General features: G+C 71.0%; 15 protein-coding genes. 8 read left to right on the top strand and 7 right to left on the bottom strand.

Going from position 1 to position 19,269, the window contains the following annotated elements; genetic code table 11:
* Positions 1-2 precede the first annotated feature (2 nt).
* Positions 3-1,310, top strand: coding sequence for an amidohydrolase/deacetylase family metallohydrolase (locus ACH34R_RS02485; protein ID WP_397559632.1), 1,308 nt, complete (start codon positions 3-5; stop codon positions 1,308-1,310).
* A gap of 123 nt (positions 1,311-1,433) precedes the next feature.
* Here the strand turns inward: ACH34R_RS02485 and ACH34R_RS02490 are convergent, their stop codons facing one another.
* From ACH34R_RS02490 to ACH34R_RS02500, 3 genes are all read right to left on the bottom strand, one after another.
* On the bottom strand, positions 1,434-1,928 hold the full coding sequence (locus ACH34R_RS02490) for a beta-class carbonic anhydrase (protein WP_397559633.1): 495 nt from the start codon (positions 1,926-1,928) through the stop codon (positions 1,434-1,436).
* 183 nt (positions 1,929-2,111) lie between these two features.
* Positions 2,112-3,278: an alkaline phosphatase PhoX gene (locus ACH34R_RS02495; protein WP_397559634.1), complete on the bottom strand. Its 1,167-nt coding sequence runs from the start codon at positions 3,276-3,278 to the stop codon at positions 2,112-2,114.
* 206 nt (positions 3,279-3,484) lie between these two features.
* Positions 3,485-3,907, bottom strand: coding sequence for an ATP-binding protein (locus ACH34R_RS02500; protein ID WP_397559635.1), 423 nt, complete (start codon positions 3,905-3,907; stop codon positions 3,485-3,487).
* Positions 3,908-4,262: 355 nt separating this feature from the next.
* On the opposite strand from ACH34R_RS02500, the gene ACH34R_RS02505 reads away from it, so the two are divergent.
* Positions 4,263-7,691 carry a M28 family peptidase gene (locus ACH34R_RS02505; RefSeq protein ID WP_397559636.1) on the top strand — a complete coding sequence of 1,143 codons (3,429 nt, stop codon included), beginning with the start codon at positions 4,263-4,265 and terminating at the stop codon, positions 7,689-7,691.
* Positions 7,692-7,887: 196 nt separating this feature from the next.
* Here ACH34R_RS02505 and ACH34R_RS02510 read toward each other — a convergent pair whose 3' ends face one another.
* Positions 7,888-10,725 carry an ATP-binding protein gene (locus ACH34R_RS02510; RefSeq protein ID WP_397559637.1) on the bottom strand — a complete coding sequence of 946 codons (2,838 nt, stop codon included), beginning with the start codon at positions 10,723-10,725 and terminating at the stop codon, positions 7,888-7,890.
* A gap of 337 nt (positions 10,726-11,062) precedes the next feature.
* On the opposite strand from ACH34R_RS02510, the gene ACH34R_RS02515 reads away from it, so the two are divergent.
* A complete protein-coding gene (locus tag ACH34R_RS02515) occupies positions 11,063-11,320 on the top strand; it encodes a hypothetical protein (protein WP_397559638.1) in 258 nt (85 codons plus the stop codon).
* Between the two features lie 271 nt (positions 11,321-11,591).
* On the top strand, positions 11,592-12,476 hold the full coding sequence (locus ACH34R_RS02520) for a helix-turn-helix transcriptional regulator (RefSeq protein ID WP_233507120.1): 885 nt from the start codon (positions 11,592-11,594) through the stop codon (positions 12,474-12,476).
* 86 nt (positions 12,477-12,562) lie between these two features.
* On the opposite strand, the gene ACH34R_RS02525 is transcribed toward ACH34R_RS02520, so the two are convergent.
* On the bottom strand, positions 12,563-12,781 hold the full coding sequence (locus tag ACH34R_RS02525; protein WP_397559639.1) for a DUF397 domain-containing protein: 219 nt from the start codon (positions 12,779-12,781) through the stop codon (positions 12,563-12,565).
* Positions 12,782-12,893: 112 nt separating this feature from the next.
* Between ACH34R_RS02525 and ACH34R_RS02530 the strand changes: the two genes are divergently transcribed.
* Entirely contained in the window at positions 12,894-13,742 is an 849-nt protein-coding gene (locus ACH34R_RS02530; RefSeq protein WP_397559640.1) for a BTAD domain-containing putative transcriptional regulator, read from the top strand.
* Here ACH34R_RS02530 and ACH34R_RS02535 read toward each other — a convergent pair.
* The gene (locus ACH34R_RS02535; RefSeq protein ID WP_397559641.1) at positions 13,730-15,259 is read right to left on the bottom strand and encodes an FGGY-family carbohydrate kinase; all 1,530 of its coding nucleotides are present in this window, start codon (positions 15,257-15,259) and stop codon (positions 13,730-13,732) included. The genes ACH34R_RS02530 and ACH34R_RS02535 overlap by 13 nt on opposite strands.
* On the bottom strand, positions 15,256-16,068 hold the full coding sequence (locus tag ACH34R_RS02540) for a DeoR/GlpR family DNA-binding transcription regulator (protein ID WP_397559642.1): 813 nt from the start codon (positions 16,066-16,068) through the stop codon (positions 15,256-15,258). Before ACH34R_RS02540 ends, ACH34R_RS02535 begins: the two co-directional genes overlap by 4 nt.
* 153 nt (positions 16,069-16,221) lie before the next feature.
* On the opposite strand from ACH34R_RS02540, the gene ACH34R_RS02545 reads away from it, so the two are divergent.
* Genes ACH34R_RS02545 through ACH34R_RS02555 form a run of 3 tightly spaced genes read left to right on the top strand, consistent with a single transcriptional unit; the run spans position 16,222 to position 19,249 of the window.
* A complete protein-coding gene (locus tag ACH34R_RS02545; protein ID WP_397559643.1) occupies positions 16,222-17,355 on the top strand; it encodes a M42 family metallopeptidase in 1,134 nt (377 codons plus the stop codon).
* Entirely contained in the window at positions 17,352-18,185 is an 834-nt protein-coding gene (locus tag ACH34R_RS02550; protein WP_397559644.1) for a BtpA/SgcQ family protein, read from the top strand. Before ACH34R_RS02545 ends, ACH34R_RS02550 begins: the two co-directional genes overlap by 4 nt.
* 26 nt (positions 18,186-18,211) lie before the next feature.
* The gene (locus ACH34R_RS02555) at positions 18,212-19,249 is read left to right on the top strand and encodes an autoinducer 2 ABC transporter substrate-binding protein (RefSeq protein ID WP_397559645.1); all 1,038 of its coding nucleotides are present in this window, start codon (positions 18,212-18,214) and stop codon (positions 19,247-19,249) included.
* The last annotated feature ends 20 nt before the right edge of the window (positions 19,250-19,269 follow it).

The raw sequence follows: 19,269 nt of genomic DNA on the forward strand, positions 1-19,269 counted from the left end.
GCATGAGACCGCGATCGCGAACGCCGGGGTCCCTCCTCGGCCGCGCCGTTCTTCCGGCACTGCTCACCCTGGTCGCCGGTACGGCGGGCGCGGCCCCGCCGGCGCACGCCGAGGCCGCCTACGACCTCGTGATCCGCCAGGGTCACGTGATCGACCCCAAGAACGGGATCGACGCGGTCACGGACGTCGCCGTCAAGGACGGCAAGGTCGCCAAGGTCGGAGCGGGCATCGACCCGGCCCAGGCGACACGGACCGTGGACGCGTCGGGCAAGTACGTCACGCCCGGCATCATCGACCTGCACGCCCACATGTTCACCGGCAGGAACGACGCCTACGCGTCGGGCGTGCTGGCCGTCGCCCCCGACGGCTTCACCTTCCGGGCCGGGGTGACCACCGCGGTGGACACCGGCTCGGCGGGCTGGAAGAACTTCGGCGAGTTCAAGAAGTACGTGATCGACAAGTCCAAGACCCGGGTGCTGGCCTTTCTCAACATCGTGGGCAAGGGGATGGCCGGCGGGAGGTACGAACAGGATCTGAACGACATGCGGGCCGGGCCCGCCGCGCGGACGGCGAAGAAGTACCCGGGGGTGATCGTCGGCATCAAGACCGCCCACTACGAGGGCATGGACTGGAAGCCGGTGGAACGCTCGGTGAGCGCCGGCGAGCAGGCGAACATCCCGGTGATGGTGGACTTCGGCAGCAATCGCCCCGAACGCCCGCTGGCGCAGTTGCTCACCGAGAAGCTGCGGCCGGGCGACATCTACACCCACGCCTACTCCGGCAACCGCGGCGAACTCGGCGAGGACGGCAAGCTCAACCCGGGCATGTGGGCCGGCCGCAAGCGCGGCGTGCTGTTCGACGTCGGGCACGGCGGCGGCAGCTTCGCCTGGAAGGTCGCGGTGCCGGGGATGAAGGAGGGCTTCACCCCGGACACGCTCTCCACCGACCTGCACGTGACCAGCATGAACTCCGGCATGAAGGACATGGCCAACGTCATGTCGAAGTTCCTCGTCCTCGGCATGCCGCTCAAGGACGTGGTGGCGGCCTCCACCTGGAAGTCCGCCCAGGCGGTCAAGCGCGCCGACCTCGGCCACCTGTCGGTGGGCGCGCCCGCCGACATCGCGGTCTTCTCCCTGGACAAGGGCGCGTTCGGCTACACCGACAGCTTCGGGTTCAAGCTCGCCGGAGACCAGAAGCTCACCTGTGAGCTGACGGTCCGCGCCGGTGAGGTGGTCTGGGACCTGAACGGGATGACCGCCAAGCCGTGGGCCCCCGGCCTGGGCGGCGGCGGAGAGGAGCACGAGCACTGAACCGGCTCCCGCGGGAGCGGTCCGGGGGCGCGGACGCCTGGGGCGAGGTCCCCGGCGTCCGCGCCGCCGTTTCACAAGCCGCTTCCACAAGCCGGTTTCAGGAGCCGGTTTCAGGAGCCGGTTTCAGGGCTTGACCTCGCGCAGCCTGCCCGTCTCCACCTCGTAGATGAATCCGCGCACCCGGTCGGTGTGCGGGATGAAGGGGTCGCCCTTGATCCTGGCGATCGACTGCCGGACGTCCTCCTCCAGGTCGGAGAACGCCTCGGCGGCCCAGTCCGGCCTGATCCCGGTCTCCGCCTGGATGCCCGCCTTGAACGCGTCGTCGGTGAAGGTGAGCATGCCGCAGTCGGTGTGGTGGATCAGGATGATCTCCAGGGTACCCAGCAGCCGCTGGCTGATCGCCAGGCTGCGGCGGGCATCGGCGGTGACCGCGCCGCCCGCGTTGCGGATCACGTGCGCGTCGCCCTCGCGCAGGCCGAGCACGGCGTAGGGGTCGAGCCGGGCGTCCATGCAGGCGACCACGGCGAGCCGCTTGGCGGGGGGCAGCCGCAGATCGCCCAGGGCGAAGGCGGCGGCGTAGCGCTCGGCATTGGTCAGTACCTCATCGGTGACGCTCATCGGGTTCCCTCTCGTCCGCGGCCGGATACCACCCTCAGGATTATGTATTTTCCCGACACTTTCAATAGGGATTTTCACCCATTGTGACCGAATGGTGGCAAGAACGAGAAACGCCGTCACGCGCCGGGCCGGGCGCGTGCCCCAGATGGACGCACCCGGCCCGGCGTCGGGACGGAAGGAGGGTCAGGTGCGGAACGGACCGGTCACGCAGTAGGTGATGCCGCCGGACGAGGAGCCGCTGGTACCGCGCTGGGAGGAGAAGTACAGGCGGTCGCCCGCGGGAGTGAAGGCCGGACCGGCGATCTCCGACGAGCTCTGGCCGCCGATCCGCAGGAAGACGGAGATCTTGTCATCGGGGGTGATCAGGCAGATCTCCATGTTGCCGCCGTCCTCGGCGACGTACAGGTCGCCGGAGCCGGCGCCGGTGATGTTGTCGACGCCGGTCAGCGGGGCCGTGCCGGGGGTGACCAGGTTGTCGTCGTAGGCGAGTTCGTAGGTGTTGGCGGCCAGGTTGACCTGCCACACGCGGTTGTCGCCCTTGGTGGTGAACCATACGGTGTCACTGGCATAGTGACACCCTTCGCCGCCGTTGAACCGCTTGACCCCGGAGACCTGGTTGCGGGTGGCGGTGGGCGAGCCGTCGGGGTCGGGTACGTTCGCCCAGGTGAACGAGCCGGAGGTGGCGGTGCCCGCGCGGAGCACCTGGAGGGTGCCGGACGACAGGTCGCCCCAGGTGGTGGGCAGGAAACGGTAGAAGCAGCCGTCGGACTTGTCCTCGGTGAGGTAGATGGCCCGGCGCACCGGGTCACAGGCGGCGGCCTCGTGGTTGAAGCGCCCCATCGCCGGGCGGACGACCGCCGTGGCGCTCGAACCGCTGAACGGATAGGTCTCCCAGACCCGCCCGGTGTCCACCTCCTCGCAGGAAAGCCAGGTGTTCCACGGGGTCGCGCCGCCGGCGCAGTTGCGGTTGGTGCCGCCGAGGATCCGGTAGGCGGACGTCGCCGTGCCCGCCGAGTCGAACCGGATCGCCGACGCGCCGCCGCCGCCGCTGCCGATCTCGGCGTTGGACACGTAGATCCATCCGCTGCCGTCGGCGAAGCACGCACCGCCGTCGGGGGCCGCGTGCCAGGTGTAGGAGGTACCGGGGACGGTCTGACCGGAACGGGCGACCACCCGGCTGGAAAAGCCCGCGGGCAACTGGATTCCGTTGGCGTCGGCGGGCTGGAGCGGGCCGTAGGGGCCGGTGGCGTTCTGGGCGGGGGCGGCGAACGCGCCCTCCCACAGGCTTCCGGTGAAGGCCAGCGCCCCCGCGCCGACCACCGATGCGCGGAGTAAGTTACGGCGTTTCATCGGCGACTCCTTTCGTCCGGGGCGCTCGGGGTACGCGCCCCGGACGAAAGGTAGGCCGCCCGTCTGGCGCGCAGCCGGTGACGGGGTGAACACCAGGTGTCACGCCGGAGGTTTCCAAGTAGCAACACATCGTATATAGCCGGAAACAGAGAGTTTCCTCCTGGTATGGAAGATTTGCCCTAGTAGCCCATGGCTCTGGCGGCCCGTCAGCAGCCGCGGTCGAACCACAGCGTCACGGTCGTGCCCGTCGCCCCGGTGCTCAGCCGGAAGCCCGAGGCCACCGTGTGCGCCAGCCACAGCCCCATCCCCCCGGTCGGGTAGGGGCCCGGTGGCTCCAGCTCGGGCTCGCCCTCCGCCCGCGGCCACACGCCCTCGTCGTACACCTCGGCCACCACCTGCCCGCCCGCGTCCCACACCCGCAGCCGGGCGACGCCGGCGCCGTGGATGACGGCATTTGTGGCGACCTCGTTCGTCGCGACCAGGAAGTCGGCGACCCAGTCGTCCGCGAGCCCGAGCGCCCGGACGTAGGCGGCGGCGTACGCCCGTACGGCCTGCAGCTCGGCGACGCCGAAAACGATCTCACCGGGAGCCGGCCGCGGCGAGAAGCGATGAAGGGACTGATGACTCACCTGCACTGGGAACCGCCTCATCACATGCCTCGGCCTCGCGGCCGTCTCCCACCCCCCGGCCACCATAGGCGACGCCCGCGCGACCCTCCAGACCGGGTGGGTACGTATGCGGGCTGCTCAGCCGATTTAGGTATGGGCTACCGATACGGTTACGGATTTTTCTCGGTGAGGCGAGACCTTAGCGTCGGGCGGCACAGGGCAGAACGGGCCGATCACCCCTCCAAACCCGTTCTGGCCGCTACATATCCTTCACCCCCCGTTTCCCGATCACCGCGCCGCCGGACGATCTCCGGCGACGCGGTGGGCCGACGGCCGCCGACCGGCGGCCAGGCCAGGGAGAGCCGAAAGGAATCAAGTGAAACGCACGACCCTCCTCGCGGCGGCGTTAGGCGTCGCCGTGGTCGCATCGACGGCGTTACCGGCGTCGTCGGCGTACGCGGCCCCGCCTGGGGCCACACCCGCCGCGGCCGATGCCGTCAAGGCCGCCGCCGACCCCAAGTCGCTCGCCGCCGCCGCCGCCGACAAGGCGGTCTTCAGCGGGCTCGACGAACTCCGCAGGGGTCCTGATGAGGCTTACCACCGCCTGAGCGTCACACCGGGCGCCGGCGGGATGCACTACGTCGCCTACGAGCGCACCTACAAGGGCCTCCCCGTCGTCGGCGGCGACGCCGTCGTGGTGACCGACGCGAGCGGCCGGGTACGCGACACCGCCGCCGCCTCCGGCCCCAGCCCGAGCAACGTGCCGACCAAGGCGAGCGTCGGTTCCGGCCGCGCGCTGACCACCGCCAAGACCAAGCTGAGCCGGGTCGACGACAGCGCGCAGCCGCGCCTGGTCGTCCTGGCCTGGGGCGCCAAGCCCAAGCTCGCCTGGGAGGTCGTGGTCTCCGGCCTGGCCTCGGGCAAGCCCAGCAAGCAGCACGTCTTCGTGGACGCCAGGTCCGGCAAGATCGCCGACTCCTACGACGAGATCCTGGCGGGCACCGGCAACGGCCACTACAACGGCAACCCGGTGACCATCGGGACCTCCCAGTCCGGCAGCCAGTACTCCATGACCGACTCCGGCCGGCCCGGCATCTCCTGTGGCGGCCAGGGCGGCACCGCCTACACCGGGCCCGACGACAACTGGGGCAACGGCAGCGGCACCAACCTGGAGACTGCCTGCGTCGACGTCCTGTTCGCCGTCGGCAAGGAATGGGACATGCTGCGCGAGTGGCTGGGCCGCAACGGCATCAACGGCAGCGGCCGTGGGTTCCCCGCGCGGGTCGGCCTGAACGACGTCAACGCGTTCTGGAACGGCAGCTACACCAACTTCGGCCACAACCAGGCCAACACCAAGCAGGCCACCCCGATCGACGTGGTGGCGCACGAGTACGGTCACGCGATCTTCCAGACCACGCCCGGCGGCGCCGGCTCCGGCAACGAGAACGGCGGCATCAACGAGGGCACCGGAGACATCTTCGGCGCGCTGACCGAGTACTACGTGAACCACCCGGCCAACCTCGACGAGCCCGACTACCTGGTCGGCGAAGAGGTCAACCTGGTCGGCAACGGCCCGATCCGCAACATGTACAACCCGAGCCTGGTCAACCGGGACCCCAACTGCTGGTCCACGCAGATCCCCAACACCGAGGTGCACGCCGCGGCCGGCCCGCTGAACCACTGGTTCTACCTGGTCGCCGAGGGCAGCAGCCCCGGCGGCGGCAAGCCGAACAGCCCGATCTGCACCGGCGGCCCCTCGTCGGTGACCGGCATCGGCATCCAGAAGGCCGGCAAGGTCTTCATGGGCGCGCTCGGCCGCAAGACGTCGAGCTGGCGGTACGCCAACGTCCGTTCCGCGTCCATGGCCGCCGTGGTCGAGCTGTACGGCGCCAACAGCGCCGAGTGCAACACGGTCAAGAACGCCTGGAACGCGGTGAGCGTGCCTACGCAGTCCGGTGAGCCGGCCTGTGGCCAGCCGGGCGACGACTTCTCGATCTCCCTGGCCCCCTCCTCCGGCACCGCGGAGCCCGGCAAGGAGATCTCGGCGCGGGTCGACACCCAGACCACCGCGGGCAACGCGCAGACCGTCGGCCTGACGGCGGAGAACGTGCCCAACGGCGTCACCGTGCGCTTCGACCCCACCTCGGTGACCAGCGGCGGCTCCTCGACCGCGACCTTCCAGGTCGCCTCCTCCGTGGGCGAGGGGACCTACTCGATCACGGTCAAGGGCACCGGCAAGACCACGCACACGGCGACCTACAGCCTGCGGGTGGACGACGGCGGTCCCGGTGAGATCGATCCGCCGGACATCAGCGTGACCGATGTCAAGGCGCACCTTCAGCAGTTCCAGACGATCGCCACCGGCAACGGCGGCACCCGCAGCTCCTACAGCGCCGGTTACACCGCGTCGGTCTCCTTCATCGAGGGCAAGCTGCGCGAGGCCGGCTACACCGTGGTCCGCCAGCCGTGCACCTCCGGCTGCACCGGCGGCTCCGGCCCGAACCTGATCGCCGACTGGCCGGGCGGGGATGAGAACCAGGTCATCATGGCCGGCGCGCACCTCGACAGTGTCAGCGCGGGCCCCGGCATCAACGACAACGCCTCCGGCTCGGCCATGCTGCTGGAGGTCGCGCTGACCCTGGCGGAGAAGCGGCCCACGATGGCCAAGCACGTCCGCTTCGGCTGGTGGACCGACGAGGAGCAGGGCCTGAACGGCTCCCGCTTCTACGTCAACTCGCTCAGCTCCACCGAGCGGAGCAAGATCAAGGTCTACCACAACTACGACATGGTGGGCTCGCGCAACGGCGGCTACTTCATCAACAACATCTCCACCACCGCCGCCCAGCACCTGAAGGCGTTCTACGACGGGCTGAACCTGTCCCCCGAGGAGAACGTCGAGGGCGCCAACCGGTCCGACGACGCCTCCTTCAGGAACGCCGGCATCGCCACCTCCGGCGTGGCCGCGGGCGCGAGCGCGCGCAAGACCTCGGGCCAGGCGACCAAGTGGGGCGGCAGCGCCAACCAGGCGTACGACTCCTGCTACCACCAGGCGTGCGACAACATCAACAACATCAACGACACGATCCTGGACCGGGCCGGGGACGCCTCGGCGTACGCGATCTGGAAGCTCGCCGTCGGCGGTCCCGGCAACGAGCGCGACTTCTCGATCTCGGTGAACCCGGCGTCCGGCACCGTGGAGCCCGGTGGCCAGGCCACCGCCACGGTCGGCACGACCACCACCGCGGGCACCCCCCAGACGGTGAACCTGTCGGCCGCCGCCGGGCTGCCCGACGGAACCACCGCCACGCTCAACCCGCCCACGGTGACCTCCGGTGGAACGTCCAGCCTGACCATCTCCACCTCGGGGAACACGCCGCCCGGCACGTACAACGTGACGATCACCGGCAGCGGCGAGACCGCGACGCACACGGCGACCTACCGGCTGACCGTGGGCGACGACGGCGGTGACCGGACCTTCACCAACGACACCGACTACCCGGTCTACGACTACACCACGGTGTCGAGCTCGGTCAGCTCCACGGCGACCGGACGCGCCGAGTCCCCGGTCCGGCTCAGCGTGACGATCGACCACCCCTGCGCCGAGGACCTGCACCTCACCCTGCGCGCCCCGAACGGCGCGACCTATCTGGTGGACCAGTACGGCGGCACCTACTGCACGCCGTACGAGACCAGGACCTACTCGGTGCCGGTCAGCCAGAACGCCGTCGGCACCTGGACCCTCCAGGTCACCGACGTCTACCCGCAGGACCAGGGGACGCTCGACTCCTGGAGCATCACCCTGTAAGGCACGCGTAAGGCACGGCGAACAAGCACGGTCAAATCCATCCCAGACCCCAGAGGAAGGGGGCACCGGTCCCCGGCCGGTGGCAGCGCGCTCGCCCCAGTGCGATGCCACCGGCCGGGGCTCGCCACATCCCGTCCCATCTCATCCAGAGCACGAGCAGGCCCGGCGAACGAAGGGAGGTGCCATGGCGAACGGCTCAGTCAGGCGGGGGCGTCACCTCGCCGCGCGAGCGGACGCCGAGCTTGCGCAGCACGTTGGCGACATGCGTGTCGACCGTGCGGCGCGACAGGAACAGCACCTCGGCGATCTCTCGGTTGGTGCGGCCCAGCCCGACCAGCCTGGCGACCTCGCGTTCCCTGGGCGACAGCGTGTTGCCGCCGCTCTTGCGGCCCCTCGGCGGCGGCTTTTCCACCCCGATCTCCCGCATCGTCCTGCGGCAGCGGGCGGCGTCGTGGGTCGCCCCGAGCCCGGCGAAGCGGCCGGCCGCGTCGGCGAGCAGCCGGGCGGCGGCGGCGCGGTCACCGAGGCCGAGCCGCGCGCCCGCCTCGGCCTCGGCCGCCCTGGCCGCGGCGAAGGGCTGCGGCAGCGGCTCGAACGCGGCGCGGGCCCGCGCGTACAGGCCGGCGGCCTCCTCGAACTCGCCGCGCGACTCCACCAGGATCCCGCGCGCCATCTCCAGCGCGGCCAGGCAGGCCGGGGCGCTGCGGCCGACCACGCCCGCCTCGAAGTCGGCGACCAGCTCGGCGGCGTCGGTTTCGCGCCCGGCCCGCAGCAGCGCGCTCACGGCGGGCGGCACCAGCCGGTCGCACCACACCCAGATGCCCTTGTGACGCATCCTGCCGATCGCGCGCCCGGCCTCGGCGACAGCCTCGTCCACCATGTCGCGGATCAGGTACAGCTCGATCAGCCCGCCGGACGCCGAGCACATGACCGGGAGGAAGCCCGAGTCGGCGTCGTTCGGCCCGGCCTCTTGCAGGTGGTTCTCCGCCTCGTCCCACTCGCCCCTGGCCGCGGCCAGCATGCCGAGCACCAGCCGGGCGTCCACCGCGACCAGCGGCGTCTCGGCGGTCATCCGCACCACCGCGGCGGCCCGGTCCCAAAGCCCTTCCCAGTGGCCGGTCAGCCAGTCCAGGCGCAGCGAGGACAACTGGACCAGATAGTCCGGGTACTGCGCCCCGGTCTCCTCGGCCAGCCGCCTGGTCTCGGCCTCGTAGCTCTTCGCGGTGTCGTAGTTGCCGAGCGCGACGGCCGCGTCGCAGAAGTTGGCGTACCCCCGGGCCACCTGCCTGCGCACCGCGGCCGAAGGGTCGCTCGCCGGCAGCGTGCCGACCAGTTGGGCGGCCTCGGGCGCGCCCACGAGCATGGTCAGCGCGACCCGGTTGGCGTGCACGGCCGTGGTCAGCTCGGGGTCGCCGGTGGTGGCCACCAGTTTCTCCGCGCGTTCCATGTACGACAGATGGGTGGCCAGCGAGTCATCACCCCACGGAGGCATCGCGAGCAGCGCCAGCCCGCGCGCCGCGATGTCCGGACGGTCTTCCAGGTCGGCGAGGGACGCCAGGGTCTCCCTCCGCCCGGCGGCGACCTCGCCGGCCTGGTTGCACAGCAGTACGCCGAGGTTCAGCCGGGCCTCGCCGCGTACCTCGCGCGACAGCGAGTCGTCGGCCAGCAGCCGGCGTACCAGGCCCACGACCCGCCGGTGGGACAGCCCGACCGCGGCGACCCTGCTGAGCCGCAGCACCATCGGGCCGCGTACGGCGTTGGGCAGCTCGGAGTCGGCGAGCATGCCCTCCATGAGGTCGACCGCCATCGGCATGTCGCCGATGGAGGCGGCGTGGTCGGCGGCGGCGGCGCCGTAGCGCTGCCATGCCTGGATCGCGCCCGCGCGGCGGGAGTGGAAGGCGAGCTGGACCAGCGGCGGCGGGTCCAGTGGCGCGAGCGCGGCCATCGCCCGCTCGTGCCGCAGGCGGCGGTCGGGGCCGGGGATCGCGTCGTAGACGGCCTGCTGGGCGAGGGCGTGGCGGAAGCCGTACCGGCCCTCGGTGTGCTCGTGCAGGACGCCGGCCTTGAGGCATTCACGCAGCCCGGCCTCGGAGGCGCCGCCGGCCACGGCGGCGATCAGTTCCTCGCTCGCGGGCACGCGCAGCACGGCCGCGGCCCGCACCGCGCTCAGCGCGGGGGGCGAGAGCCCGGCCAGGCGTTCGGCTATGGCCTCGCGCAGCAGCAGCGGCACGCCGATGCCCTCCAGCGCGTCCGCGCCGCCCTCTCCGGCGAGCGGGTCGCGCTCGCCGCCCGGCAGCGAGCGCACGACCTCCTCGATCACGAAGGGGATGCCCGCCGTGCGTTCCTGGAGCTTGGCGGCGAACGCCTCGCTCAGGTCGGAGCGGCCGAGCAGCGCCCCGGCCAGCCTGCCGACGTCGGCGGCGGCCAGCGGCCTGAGCGCGATCACGCCGCCGCGGGTGCCCGGCGGCCTGCGGTGCGCGCGCCCGAACGGCAGGCCGGGGACCGGTAGATCCTCGCGCCGGTAGGTGACGATCAGCGCGAACCCTTCCGGCGGCTCGTCGGTCAGGAAGCGCAGCAGGTCACGGGTGCCGTCGTCGGCCCAGTGCAGGTCCTCGACCACGAGCACGGCGGGGGCCACCGCGGCGAGCAGCGCGTGGACCGCGCGGAACAGCCGATGCCGCTCGGCCCTCGGGTCGTCGAGCGGCGGTAGCGAGGGCGGCAATTCTCCCGCCAACTCCGGCAAATACCCCCGTAGCGCCCCGATGACTGGATTTAGCCCGTCTGCCGACAGACCCGACACATGCCTCAACGCATCAAAGACAGGGCCGTAAGGGAACGGCTCCCGAATCTGGTGACAGTGTCCGAGCAACACGGTGCGCTCGCGCACCGGCAGCCCGTCGATCGCCGCGTGCACCAGGCGTGTCTTGCCGATGCCCGCCTCGCCTTCCAGCAGGGCGATCGCCGGCGGCAAGGTGATCACGTCGAGGAGCGCGGCGAGCTCCGCGTCACGGCCCACCAGAATGGATGCGGCCATGCTCGACATCGGCGGCTCCGATAAGGTCCGGACAGATCTGTAATACGGGGCCCCCTCCCGGTTTACTTTATCCACTACCTTCCGTCTCCCGGTCAACCCTCTCGGCTACATCTACGTAAGGGCGACAATCCCCGCCCTCCTCGCGCAGCCCACCATAAGGACTGTTGGCGGGATCTGCGGTGATTCGGGGCGATTGCCGGGCGCGAACCTCCCCTGCCGAGCATGGCCGCACGCCGATCAAATCGGCGTCACGATCCGCTACTGATCCGGCACGCAGGGTTATAGGATGACCATGCCATTGATCCACAACGGTCAACCAACTCGGCAGGGAGCTCAAGTGATCAAGAAGCTGTGTGTCACAGGTGCCGTCATCGCCCTCGCCGCGGCGGTCTCGTTGCTGTCGGCGCCTGCCCACGCGGACTCCTGGAACAACCGCACGCGCAACCTCGAGGCGGCGCAGTCGGGCAACCTGTTCGGCGAGAGCATCGTCCAGGCCCTGGGCAACGGGCACCTGTCCGGCAATGTCAACAACATCAACGGCACCACGGCCAACGCCGCGCACGGCGGCGTCGACGTCCGCTACGTCTTCGACTGAAACCGCACGTCCCTCGGCTGATCCACCGGCGCCGGGCCTGCCAGTCGGCAGGCCCGGCGTCGTCGTGTCGCATCAATCCGCATCATCCCGAATCATCGGAGGCCGGCCAGCGGGCATGAGGCCCGCCTGACACGGCCGAGCGGGAGAGATGTCCGGACTGCGCCTGGTTTGACATCCCCGACCCGACCTGATTTAGTGCTACATCATTTGGAATCACGCTAAATCAGGTAATCCAAGGATGTTCAATTGCGTGACTGCCACGGGGGGCGCTGTGCGGGACGGAAGCAGCGGTGATGGCGGAGTACATCTGACCAAGCGACAGCGGCTGGCCACCGAGCTGCGCCGGCTGCGCGACCTCGCCGGGATCTCCGGCCGGGACCTCGCCCATCGCATCGGCATGAGCCAATCCAAGATCTCCAGGATCGAGTCGGGCACGGTGATCCCGACGATGCCGGAGGTGACCGCGTGGGCCGACGCGGTGGAGTCCTCCACGCAGACGCGCGAGTGGCTGGTCGACCTGACCGAGTCGGCGTTCACCGAGATCCACACCTGGCGGACGGCGCTGCAACGGCAACCCCATCTGCAGGACGACATCCGGGAGCAGGAGGACCAGGCCAAGCTCGTCAGGGTCTTCCAGCCGACGCTCGTCCCCGGCCTGCTACAGACCGCCGAGTATGCCCGTCGGGTCTTTCTGTTATTCGACCCGCCCTACTCGGAGGGCGATCTGGCGATGGCGGTGGCGGCCCGCCTGCAACGCCAGCTCGCACTTTATCAGGAAAACCGGCGTTTCGAATTCCTGGTCACCGAGGCGGCGCTGAGATGCCGCCCCGGCCCGGCCAAACTGCTGCTGGCCCAATTGGACCGGGTCTCGTCCCTGAGCACGCTGGAGAACGTCTCGATCGGGTTGATACCGCACAACAGGGAAGCGGTGGTCTGCCCGGCGCACGGGTTCACGGTGTACATCGGTGACGAAAGCGCGGAGGACACCTTCGTCCAGGTCGAGACCACCCATGTCCGGCTGAACGCCAACGCCGCAGAAGACGTCGCCATCTACGAACGGCAATGGAATCTGCTCAGCGGAACGGCGATCTATCAGGACGAGGCACGCGAATTCCTCGCTGCCCTGCGCGCCGAGATCGGCGGATCGGCGCGTTGACCGCCGTGGCCATGGCGCCCCGGCCGCCCGCCGCCCGTGCGCGGACGGGCGGCGGGCACCTTCCCCCCGCCAGGCACAACCCCGTGTCAGGTCGTCAGGTCGAACTCCCCGGCGTGCACCCCGGCGATGAACTCCGTCCACTCCTTACCGCTGAAGTGGAGCACGGGGCCGGCGGGGTCCCTGGAGTCGCGGACCGAAACCCCCTCGCCGCGCCTGGCGACCTCGACGCAGCCTCCGCCGTTGTCACTGGCGGTGGCCTTGAACCATTCGGCGTCTCGCCGCCGGGTTTCCTGTGCGGTTTCCATCGTTACGTCCTTTCCCTTGTGGGGCTGTTGGCGGGGGTGCCGGTGCCGCCCGCTGGAAAAGAGGATCGGATATCACGCCGGGTGGCGGCTCGTAGTTCGCGAAGGAGGGGCGATGCGGTTTCGATTGTTGAGTGAAGTCGATGCTTATCGGGAGGGAGTGTGGGTACATCTCGGCGACCGTAAACAGCGTTTACTCCTGGCCGTACTCCTGCTCTCAGAGACCGATCCGGTACATATCGAGCAGTTGATCGGCACCTTGTGGGACGGCGAGCCGATCAAGAGCGCGCGTAAGGTCATCCACCACTACGCGAGCGACCTGCGCCGCCACCTCGGCAGGGCGCGGGCGGGCGGCCACCTGCTGCCCGAGGGCAAGGGCGGCCTGTACCGGGTGCGCGCCGAGCGCGCCGAGGTGGACGTGCACCGATTCCGCGACCAGGCGCGGGAGGGCTATGCCCGGCTGCACGACGACGACCCCGAGGCCGTGCGGCTGCTGCGCGCGGCACTGCGGGAATGGGGTTCGGAACGCCTGATCGCCGGCGAGCCGCTGAACGGGCTGACCGGCCGGTGGGCGGCCGAGCAGCGGCAGGTGCTGAAGGAGGAGCACCGCGCGGCGGTGATCGCCCTCCTCAAGGCCGAACTACGGCTGGGCAGGCACGCCCGGATCATCCCCGAGCTGTCCCGCCTGGCCGGTGACGGCCCGCCGGACGAGGAGGTGTCGGGTCTGCTGATGCTGGCCTGCTACCGTTCCGGCCGGCCCGCCGAGGCGCTTTCGGTCTACGCGGCCTACCGGGAACGGCTCGCCGACGCCGGCGCCCTGCCGGGCGCGGCCATCGAGCATCTGCGCGAGCGCGTGGCGCGCCGGGACCCGGGCCTGGACCTGGCCGCCGATTCAGCCGGATTCACGGTCGTCTCGGTTGATTCGGGTCACGGAATCAACGGGATCAGCAGTCAGCTCTGCTGACCGTTCTGCCGGCCGGCCGCGCCGGTCTGGATCTCGGCGAGCAGGTGCAGGTCGGCACGCAGGGCCTGGTAGGTGCGGCGGTAGACGCCGTACAGCTCGTCGTAGCGGTCGCGGGGAACGGGGTCGGGCTCCAGGCGTTCCTTGACGGGGTTCCAGGTGGAGGTGTCCACGCCGAGCGCGTCGGCGACCAGGCGGGCGTCGCCGTAGGAGGCGCCGACCGTGGTGGACGGCAGGTCCTGCGGCCTGCCGGTCACGTCGGTCACGATGCGCGGCCACAGCGCGGTCGCGCCGCCGCCGACCGCGACCAGCCGGGCGGGGTCGGCGCCGGCCTCGGCCATGGCCTCGATGTTGTGGCGCACGCCGAAGGCCACGCCCTCAAGGATCGAACGGTAGAGGTGGGCGCGGGTGTGCCGCAGGGTGAGCCCGGCCCACACGCCCCGGGCGTCGGGGTCGGCGATGGGCGTGCGCTCCCCGGCGAAGTAGGGCAGCAGGACCAGTCCGTCGCTGCCGGGGGCGACCCGCTCCGCCTCGGCGGCCAGTTCGGCGTAGCCGACGCCGGTGAGGTCGCGCAACCAGCCGGTGACCAGGCCGGAGGTGGCCATGCCCGCGGCCACCGAGAAGCCCCGGCCGGTCAGCGAGGCGTTGTTCCACAGGCCGGGGTGGCGGGCGGGGGCGGCGGCGTGCTGGATGAAGAACATCGTCGAGCCGTACATGACCATCATGTCGCCGACGTCGCGCACGCCGACGCTGTACGCCTCGGCCAGTGCGTCGATCGTGCCGGCCAGCACCGGCACGCCCGCGGGCAGGCCGAGCGCGTCAGCGGCGGCGGGGGCGACCTCGCCCACGACCTCGCCGGGGGCGGCCAGGCGGGGACGCTCCAGCCCGGGGGCCCCTTCAGACCGGAGCGCCTCCCAGGCCGGGTCCCACCAGTCGTGGGCGTCGAGCGCGTACATCGGGTCCGAGGCGCTGGCGGAGTAGCGGTCCATCACGTACTCGCCGGTCAGCCGGTGGACGAGCCAGCTCGACGCCTGGTACCAGCGGCGGGCCCGCGCCCAGGTCTCCGGCTCGTGGCGGCGCGCCCACATCAGCTTGGGGCCGATGGCCTGGCTGGTCAGCGGGTTGCCCGCGGCCTCGGCGACCCGCTCGGCGCCGAGCCGCGCGGTCAGCTCGCCGATCTCCCGGCCGGCGCGGGTGTCGATGCCGTACAGGATCGCGGGCCGCAGCGGCCGTCCGGCGGCGTCGGTGAGCAGCGCCACCGGCCCGATGCCGCTGACGCAGACCCCGGCGACCGCGGAAAGGCCCGCGCGCTCGCGTAGTTCGCGCAGCAGCGCGACCGTGTCGGCCCACCACACGCCCTCGGGGTCGTGCTCGAAGAAGCCGGGCCGGGGGTTGGCGGTCTCGTGCGGGCGGGTCGCGGAGGCGACCACCGTGCCGTCCTCGGCTACCAGCACCGCCTTGCTGGACGCGGTGCCGACGTCGATGCCCAGGAAGCGGCCCGCGGAAGCCGGCACGCTCACGCGAACACCGCCTCGGCGTCGCCGTCGCCGGGATCGGGCGCGGGGGTCTCGGCGACCGGCACCCTGCGCAGCACCCCGCCGTACGGCCCGGCCTCCCCCTCGGGAAGCTCGGTGTCGGTGAGCACGAGCCCCACCTCGTCCAGCGCCGCCACCTTGACCAGCGCGCGCCTGCCGAACTTGCTGCTGTCCGCGCACACGACCGTGCGGCCGGCCGACTCCATCATGGCCCGCTTGAGCGGGACCTCCAGGCTGTTGGTGTTGGTGATGCCCGCCGCCACCTCGATCGCGTCGGCGCCGAGGAAGGCCATGTCCACCGCGACGTCGCGGACGAACGTCTCGGCCGCGTGGCCGACCAGCGAGTACACCGACCCGAGGAGTTCGCCGCCGGAGACCAGCAGCCGCATGTCGGGCACGGTGGCCAGCATCTTGGCCGTGCGCAGGTCGTTGGTGACCACGGTGAGCCCGCGCCGCTCCCGCAGGGCCAGGCCGACCTGGTAGATCGTGGACCCGCTGTCCAGCACCACGGACATGCCGTCGGCGACCAGTTCGGCCGCCGCCTGGGCGATGGCCGTCTTGGCGTGCAGCCGTTCCTGCTGCTTGACCACGTACGGCACGTCGGCCGCCCCGCTCGGCGCGGGACGCGCCCCGCCCCTGACCCGGGTGATCTGCCGCGCCCGGGCGAGCGCGTCGAGGTCGCGCCGGATGGTGGACGGGTCCACCGCAAGGTCGCCGGCCAGTGCGCGGGCCTCGACGTAGCCCTCTTCCGCCACCCTGCGCAGAATCTCGCGCCTTCGCTGACTCGTGAGCATCTCCCCTCCCGGTGGCAGCACCATACGCGAATCCGTGCACGGGAGAAAGCGCAGAACCCGGTGCCATTGCACGCTTCCGCGCAGAAACCTTGACGGCTCTGCACGTAACCGTGCAAACTGGCGCCCAACTTCGCGCAGGAAGGAAGGTGCAGGTTGACCTCCTGGGACCCGCTCGGCGATCTGTCAGGGCTGATCAGGTCGCTGTCCGCGACGCCCGCCCCCGCGGGAAACGAGGACCGGCTGACCGCCGCGGTGGCCGACCACCTCACCGCACGCGGGCTCACGCCCGTGGTGGACCGGCTCGGCCAGGTGGCGGTGACCCTTGGCGGCTCCGGTGACGGGCCGCGCATCCTGGTCAGCGCCCATCTCGACGAGCTGGGGCTGGTCGTGCGGGGCATCGAGGCGGACGGCTGGCTTCGCGTACACCGGCTCGGCGGCATGCCGGAGCGGGTGCTGCCGGCCGCGCGGCTGGTCGTCCACACCCGCGACGGCGACATACCGGCGGTCGTCGGCGTGAAAAGCCATCACCTGACCCCGCCGGAGGAGAAGTACGTGGCCCGCCCGGCCACCGACCTCTACCTCGACCTCGGCGCGAACAGCCGGGAGGAGGCGGCGCGCATGGGCGTGCGGGTCGGTGACCCGATCACCTACGCGCCCACCTGGGACGAGCTGGCCGGCGGCCGGTTCGCCGCCAAGTCGCTGGACGACCGGGTCGGCGTGGCCGCGCTGCTGGCGTACGTGGACCGGCTGCTGGCCGACCCGCCACCGCAGCCCGTCCACGTCGCGTTCACGACCCAGGAGGAGTTCCACGTCAGGGGCACGCTGGCACTGGTGTCGCGGTTCGCCCCCGACGTGGTGGTGAACGTCGACGTCGCCCCCGCCACCGACACCCCCGACCTCAGCGGGGTCGGCTCGGTCGCGCTGGGCGGCGGCCCGACGCTCTCCCGCCTCTCCTTCCACGGGCGCGGCACCCTGGGCGGGCTCATCCCGCACCCCGGGCTGGTCCGCGCCGTCGAGGCCGCGGGACGCGACGCCGGCGTCCCGCTCCAGCACGACGCCATGGTCGGCATCATCACCGACGCGGCGTTCGTGCCGATGGCCACCGCCGAGGGCATCGCCGCCGTCGGCGTGGGCATCCCGGTGCGCTACACCCACGCGCCCACGGAAACCGGGCAGCTCTCGGACGTCGTCGCGACCACCGATCTGCTCGTCGCACTCAACGCCCGCCTGCGCGACACCGATCTGTCGCGCGGCGCGGCGCAACTTCGCAACGGAGGGATGGCATGACCCTTTTCCAGGAGATGTTCGGCAAGCGCAAGGCCGTCATCGCGATGGCCCACTTCCCGCCGCTGCCGGGCCAGCCGCTGCACGACAGGTCGGCCGGGGTGCGCGGCGTGGTCGATGCCGTCCGCCGCGACCTTGAGCACCTCGCGGACAGCGGTGTGGACGCGGTCATGTTCTGCAACGAGGGCGACCGGCCGTACCGGACGGTGGCCGGGCCGGAGACCACGGCGGTGATGGGCGCGGCGGTGGCCGAGCTGAGCCGCGACCTGCCGATCCCCTTCGGCGTGGACGTGCTCTGGGACCCCAAGGCCGCGCTCGCCCTCGCCCACGCCACCGGCGCGTTGTTCGTCCGCGAAGTGTTCACGGGGGCCTACGCGGGCGACTTCGGGGTGTGGAACACCGACCCGGCCGAGACCCTTTCCTTCCGCGACCGGATCGGCGCGGACGGCGTGAAGATGTTCTACAACGTCACCGCCGAGTTCGCGGCGCCGATCGCGCCCCGCGACATCGCGCTCACCGCGCGGTCGGCCGTGTTCAGCTCGCTCGCCGACGCGGTGTGCGTGTCCGGTGTCGTGACCGGCACCGGCGTGGACGTCGCGCAGCTCCGTGCCGCCAAGGAGGCGGTCGGAGAGGTACCCGTCATCGCCAACACCGGCGTCAACCCGCAGACCGTGGGCCAGATGCTGGCGATCGCGGACGCCTGCATCGTCGGCACCGCCCTCAAGCGCGACGGCGTCACGTGGAACGAGGTGGACCCCGAGCGGGTCAAGCGCCTGGTCTCCGCAGCCGCCGAGTCCGGCCACTGGGAGCCGGCGCGCAGGGGCGGCGCCTGAATCAACCCTCCGGACAGGAGCCCTCAATGCGCAAGATCTCAACGCTCCTGGTGGCCGTCGCGTCCGCCAGTGCCCTCGCCGCCTGTGGTTCGAGCGCGGACCTCCGCTCGGACGGCGGGAACGGCGGCGGGAACACCGCCGCCCCCGCCGACCTGCGTTTCGTCACCGTGGTGAAGCTGACCGGCGTCGGCTGGTTCAACCGGATGGAGACCGGCGTCAAGGAGTTCGCCACGGAGACCGGCATCGACGCCACCCAGACCGGCGCCGACGATGCCGGTCCCGAGAAGCAGGTCAAGATCATCCAGGACCTGATCCCGCAGCGGCCGACCGCCATCGCGGTCGTCCCCAACTCGCCGGAGTCGCTGGAGGGCGTGCTCAAGCGGGCCCGCGACGCGGGCATCAAGGTCGTCACCCACGAGGCCAGCGACCAGAAGAACACCGACGCCGACATCGAGGCGTTCGACAACACCGCGTACGGCGCGCACATGATGGACGAGCTGGCCAAGTGCATGGGCGAGTCCGGCAAGTACGCGAACTTCGTCGGCCACCTCACCGCCAAGACCCACATGGAGTGGGCGGCGGGCGCCCAGGCGCGGGCGCAGGAGAAGTTCAAGGGCGTCACGCGGGTCGCCGACCCGATCGAGTCGCAGGAGAACACCGGCGTCGCCTATGACCGGACCAAGGAACTGCTCACCCGCAATCCGGACATCAAGGGCATCATCGGCAGCGCCGCGACCGACGTCGCCGGCATCGGCCGGGCCGTCCAGGAGGCGGGCCTTTCGGACAAGGTGTGCGTGATGGGCACCTCGATCCCGTCGGTCTCGGAGAAGTACTTCGCCGACGGCTCGATCGACAAGATCTTCTTCTGGGACCCCGCGGTCGCGGGCAAGGCCATGCTGAAGATCGCCCAACTGCTGGCCGAGGGCAAGCAGCTCGAGGAGGGCACGAACCTCGGGCTGCCCGGCTATGAGTCGCTGAAGCGGTTCCCCGGCAACCCCACGACCTTCCACGGCAACGCCTGGATCGACGTGGACAAGTCCAACGCCGCCGAATACAAGTTCTAGACCATCCCGGGGCTGGGACC

The organism is Spongiactinospora sp. 9N601, assembly GCF_044326295.1.
Classification (GTDB): Bacteria; Actinomycetota; Actinomycetes; order Streptosporangiales; family Streptosporangiaceae; genus Spongiactinospora; species Spongiactinospora gelatinilytica.

Coding starts and splice junctions, on each gene's coding strand:
- ACH34R_RS02485 (WP_397559632.1), top strand. CDS start 3: ATGAGACCGCGATCGCGAACGCCGGGGTCCCTCCTCGGCCGCGCCGTT.
- ACH34R_RS02490 (WP_397559633.1), bottom strand. CDS start 1,928: ATGAGCGTCACCGATGAGGTACTGACCAATGCCGAGCGCTACGCCGCC.
- ACH34R_RS02495 (WP_397559634.1), bottom strand. CDS start 3,278: ATGAAACGCCGTAACTTACTCCGCGCATCGGTGGTCGGCGCGGGGGCG.
- ACH34R_RS02510 (WP_397559637.1), bottom strand. CDS start 10,725: ATGGCCGCATCCATTCTGGTGGGCCGTGACGCGGAGCTCGCCGCGCTC.
- ACH34R_RS02525 (WP_397559639.1), bottom strand. CDS start 12,781: ATGGAAACCGCACAGGAAACCCGGCGGCGAGACGCCGAATGGTTCAAG.
- ACH34R_RS02530 (WP_397559640.1), top strand. CDS start 12,894: ATGCGGTTTCGATTGTTGAGTGAAGTCGATGCTTATCGGGAGGGAGTG.
- ACH34R_RS02540 (WP_397559642.1), bottom strand. CDS start 16,068: ATGCTCACGAGTCAGCGAAGGCGCGAGATTCTGCGCAGGGTGGCGGAA.
- ACH34R_RS02550 (WP_397559644.1), top strand. CDS start 17,352: ATGACCCTTTTCCAGGAGATGTTCGGCAAGCGCAAGGCCGTCATCGCG.
- ACH34R_RS02555 (WP_397559645.1), top strand. CDS start 18,212: ATGCGCAAGATCTCAACGCTCCTGGTGGCCGTCGCGTCCGCCAGTGCC.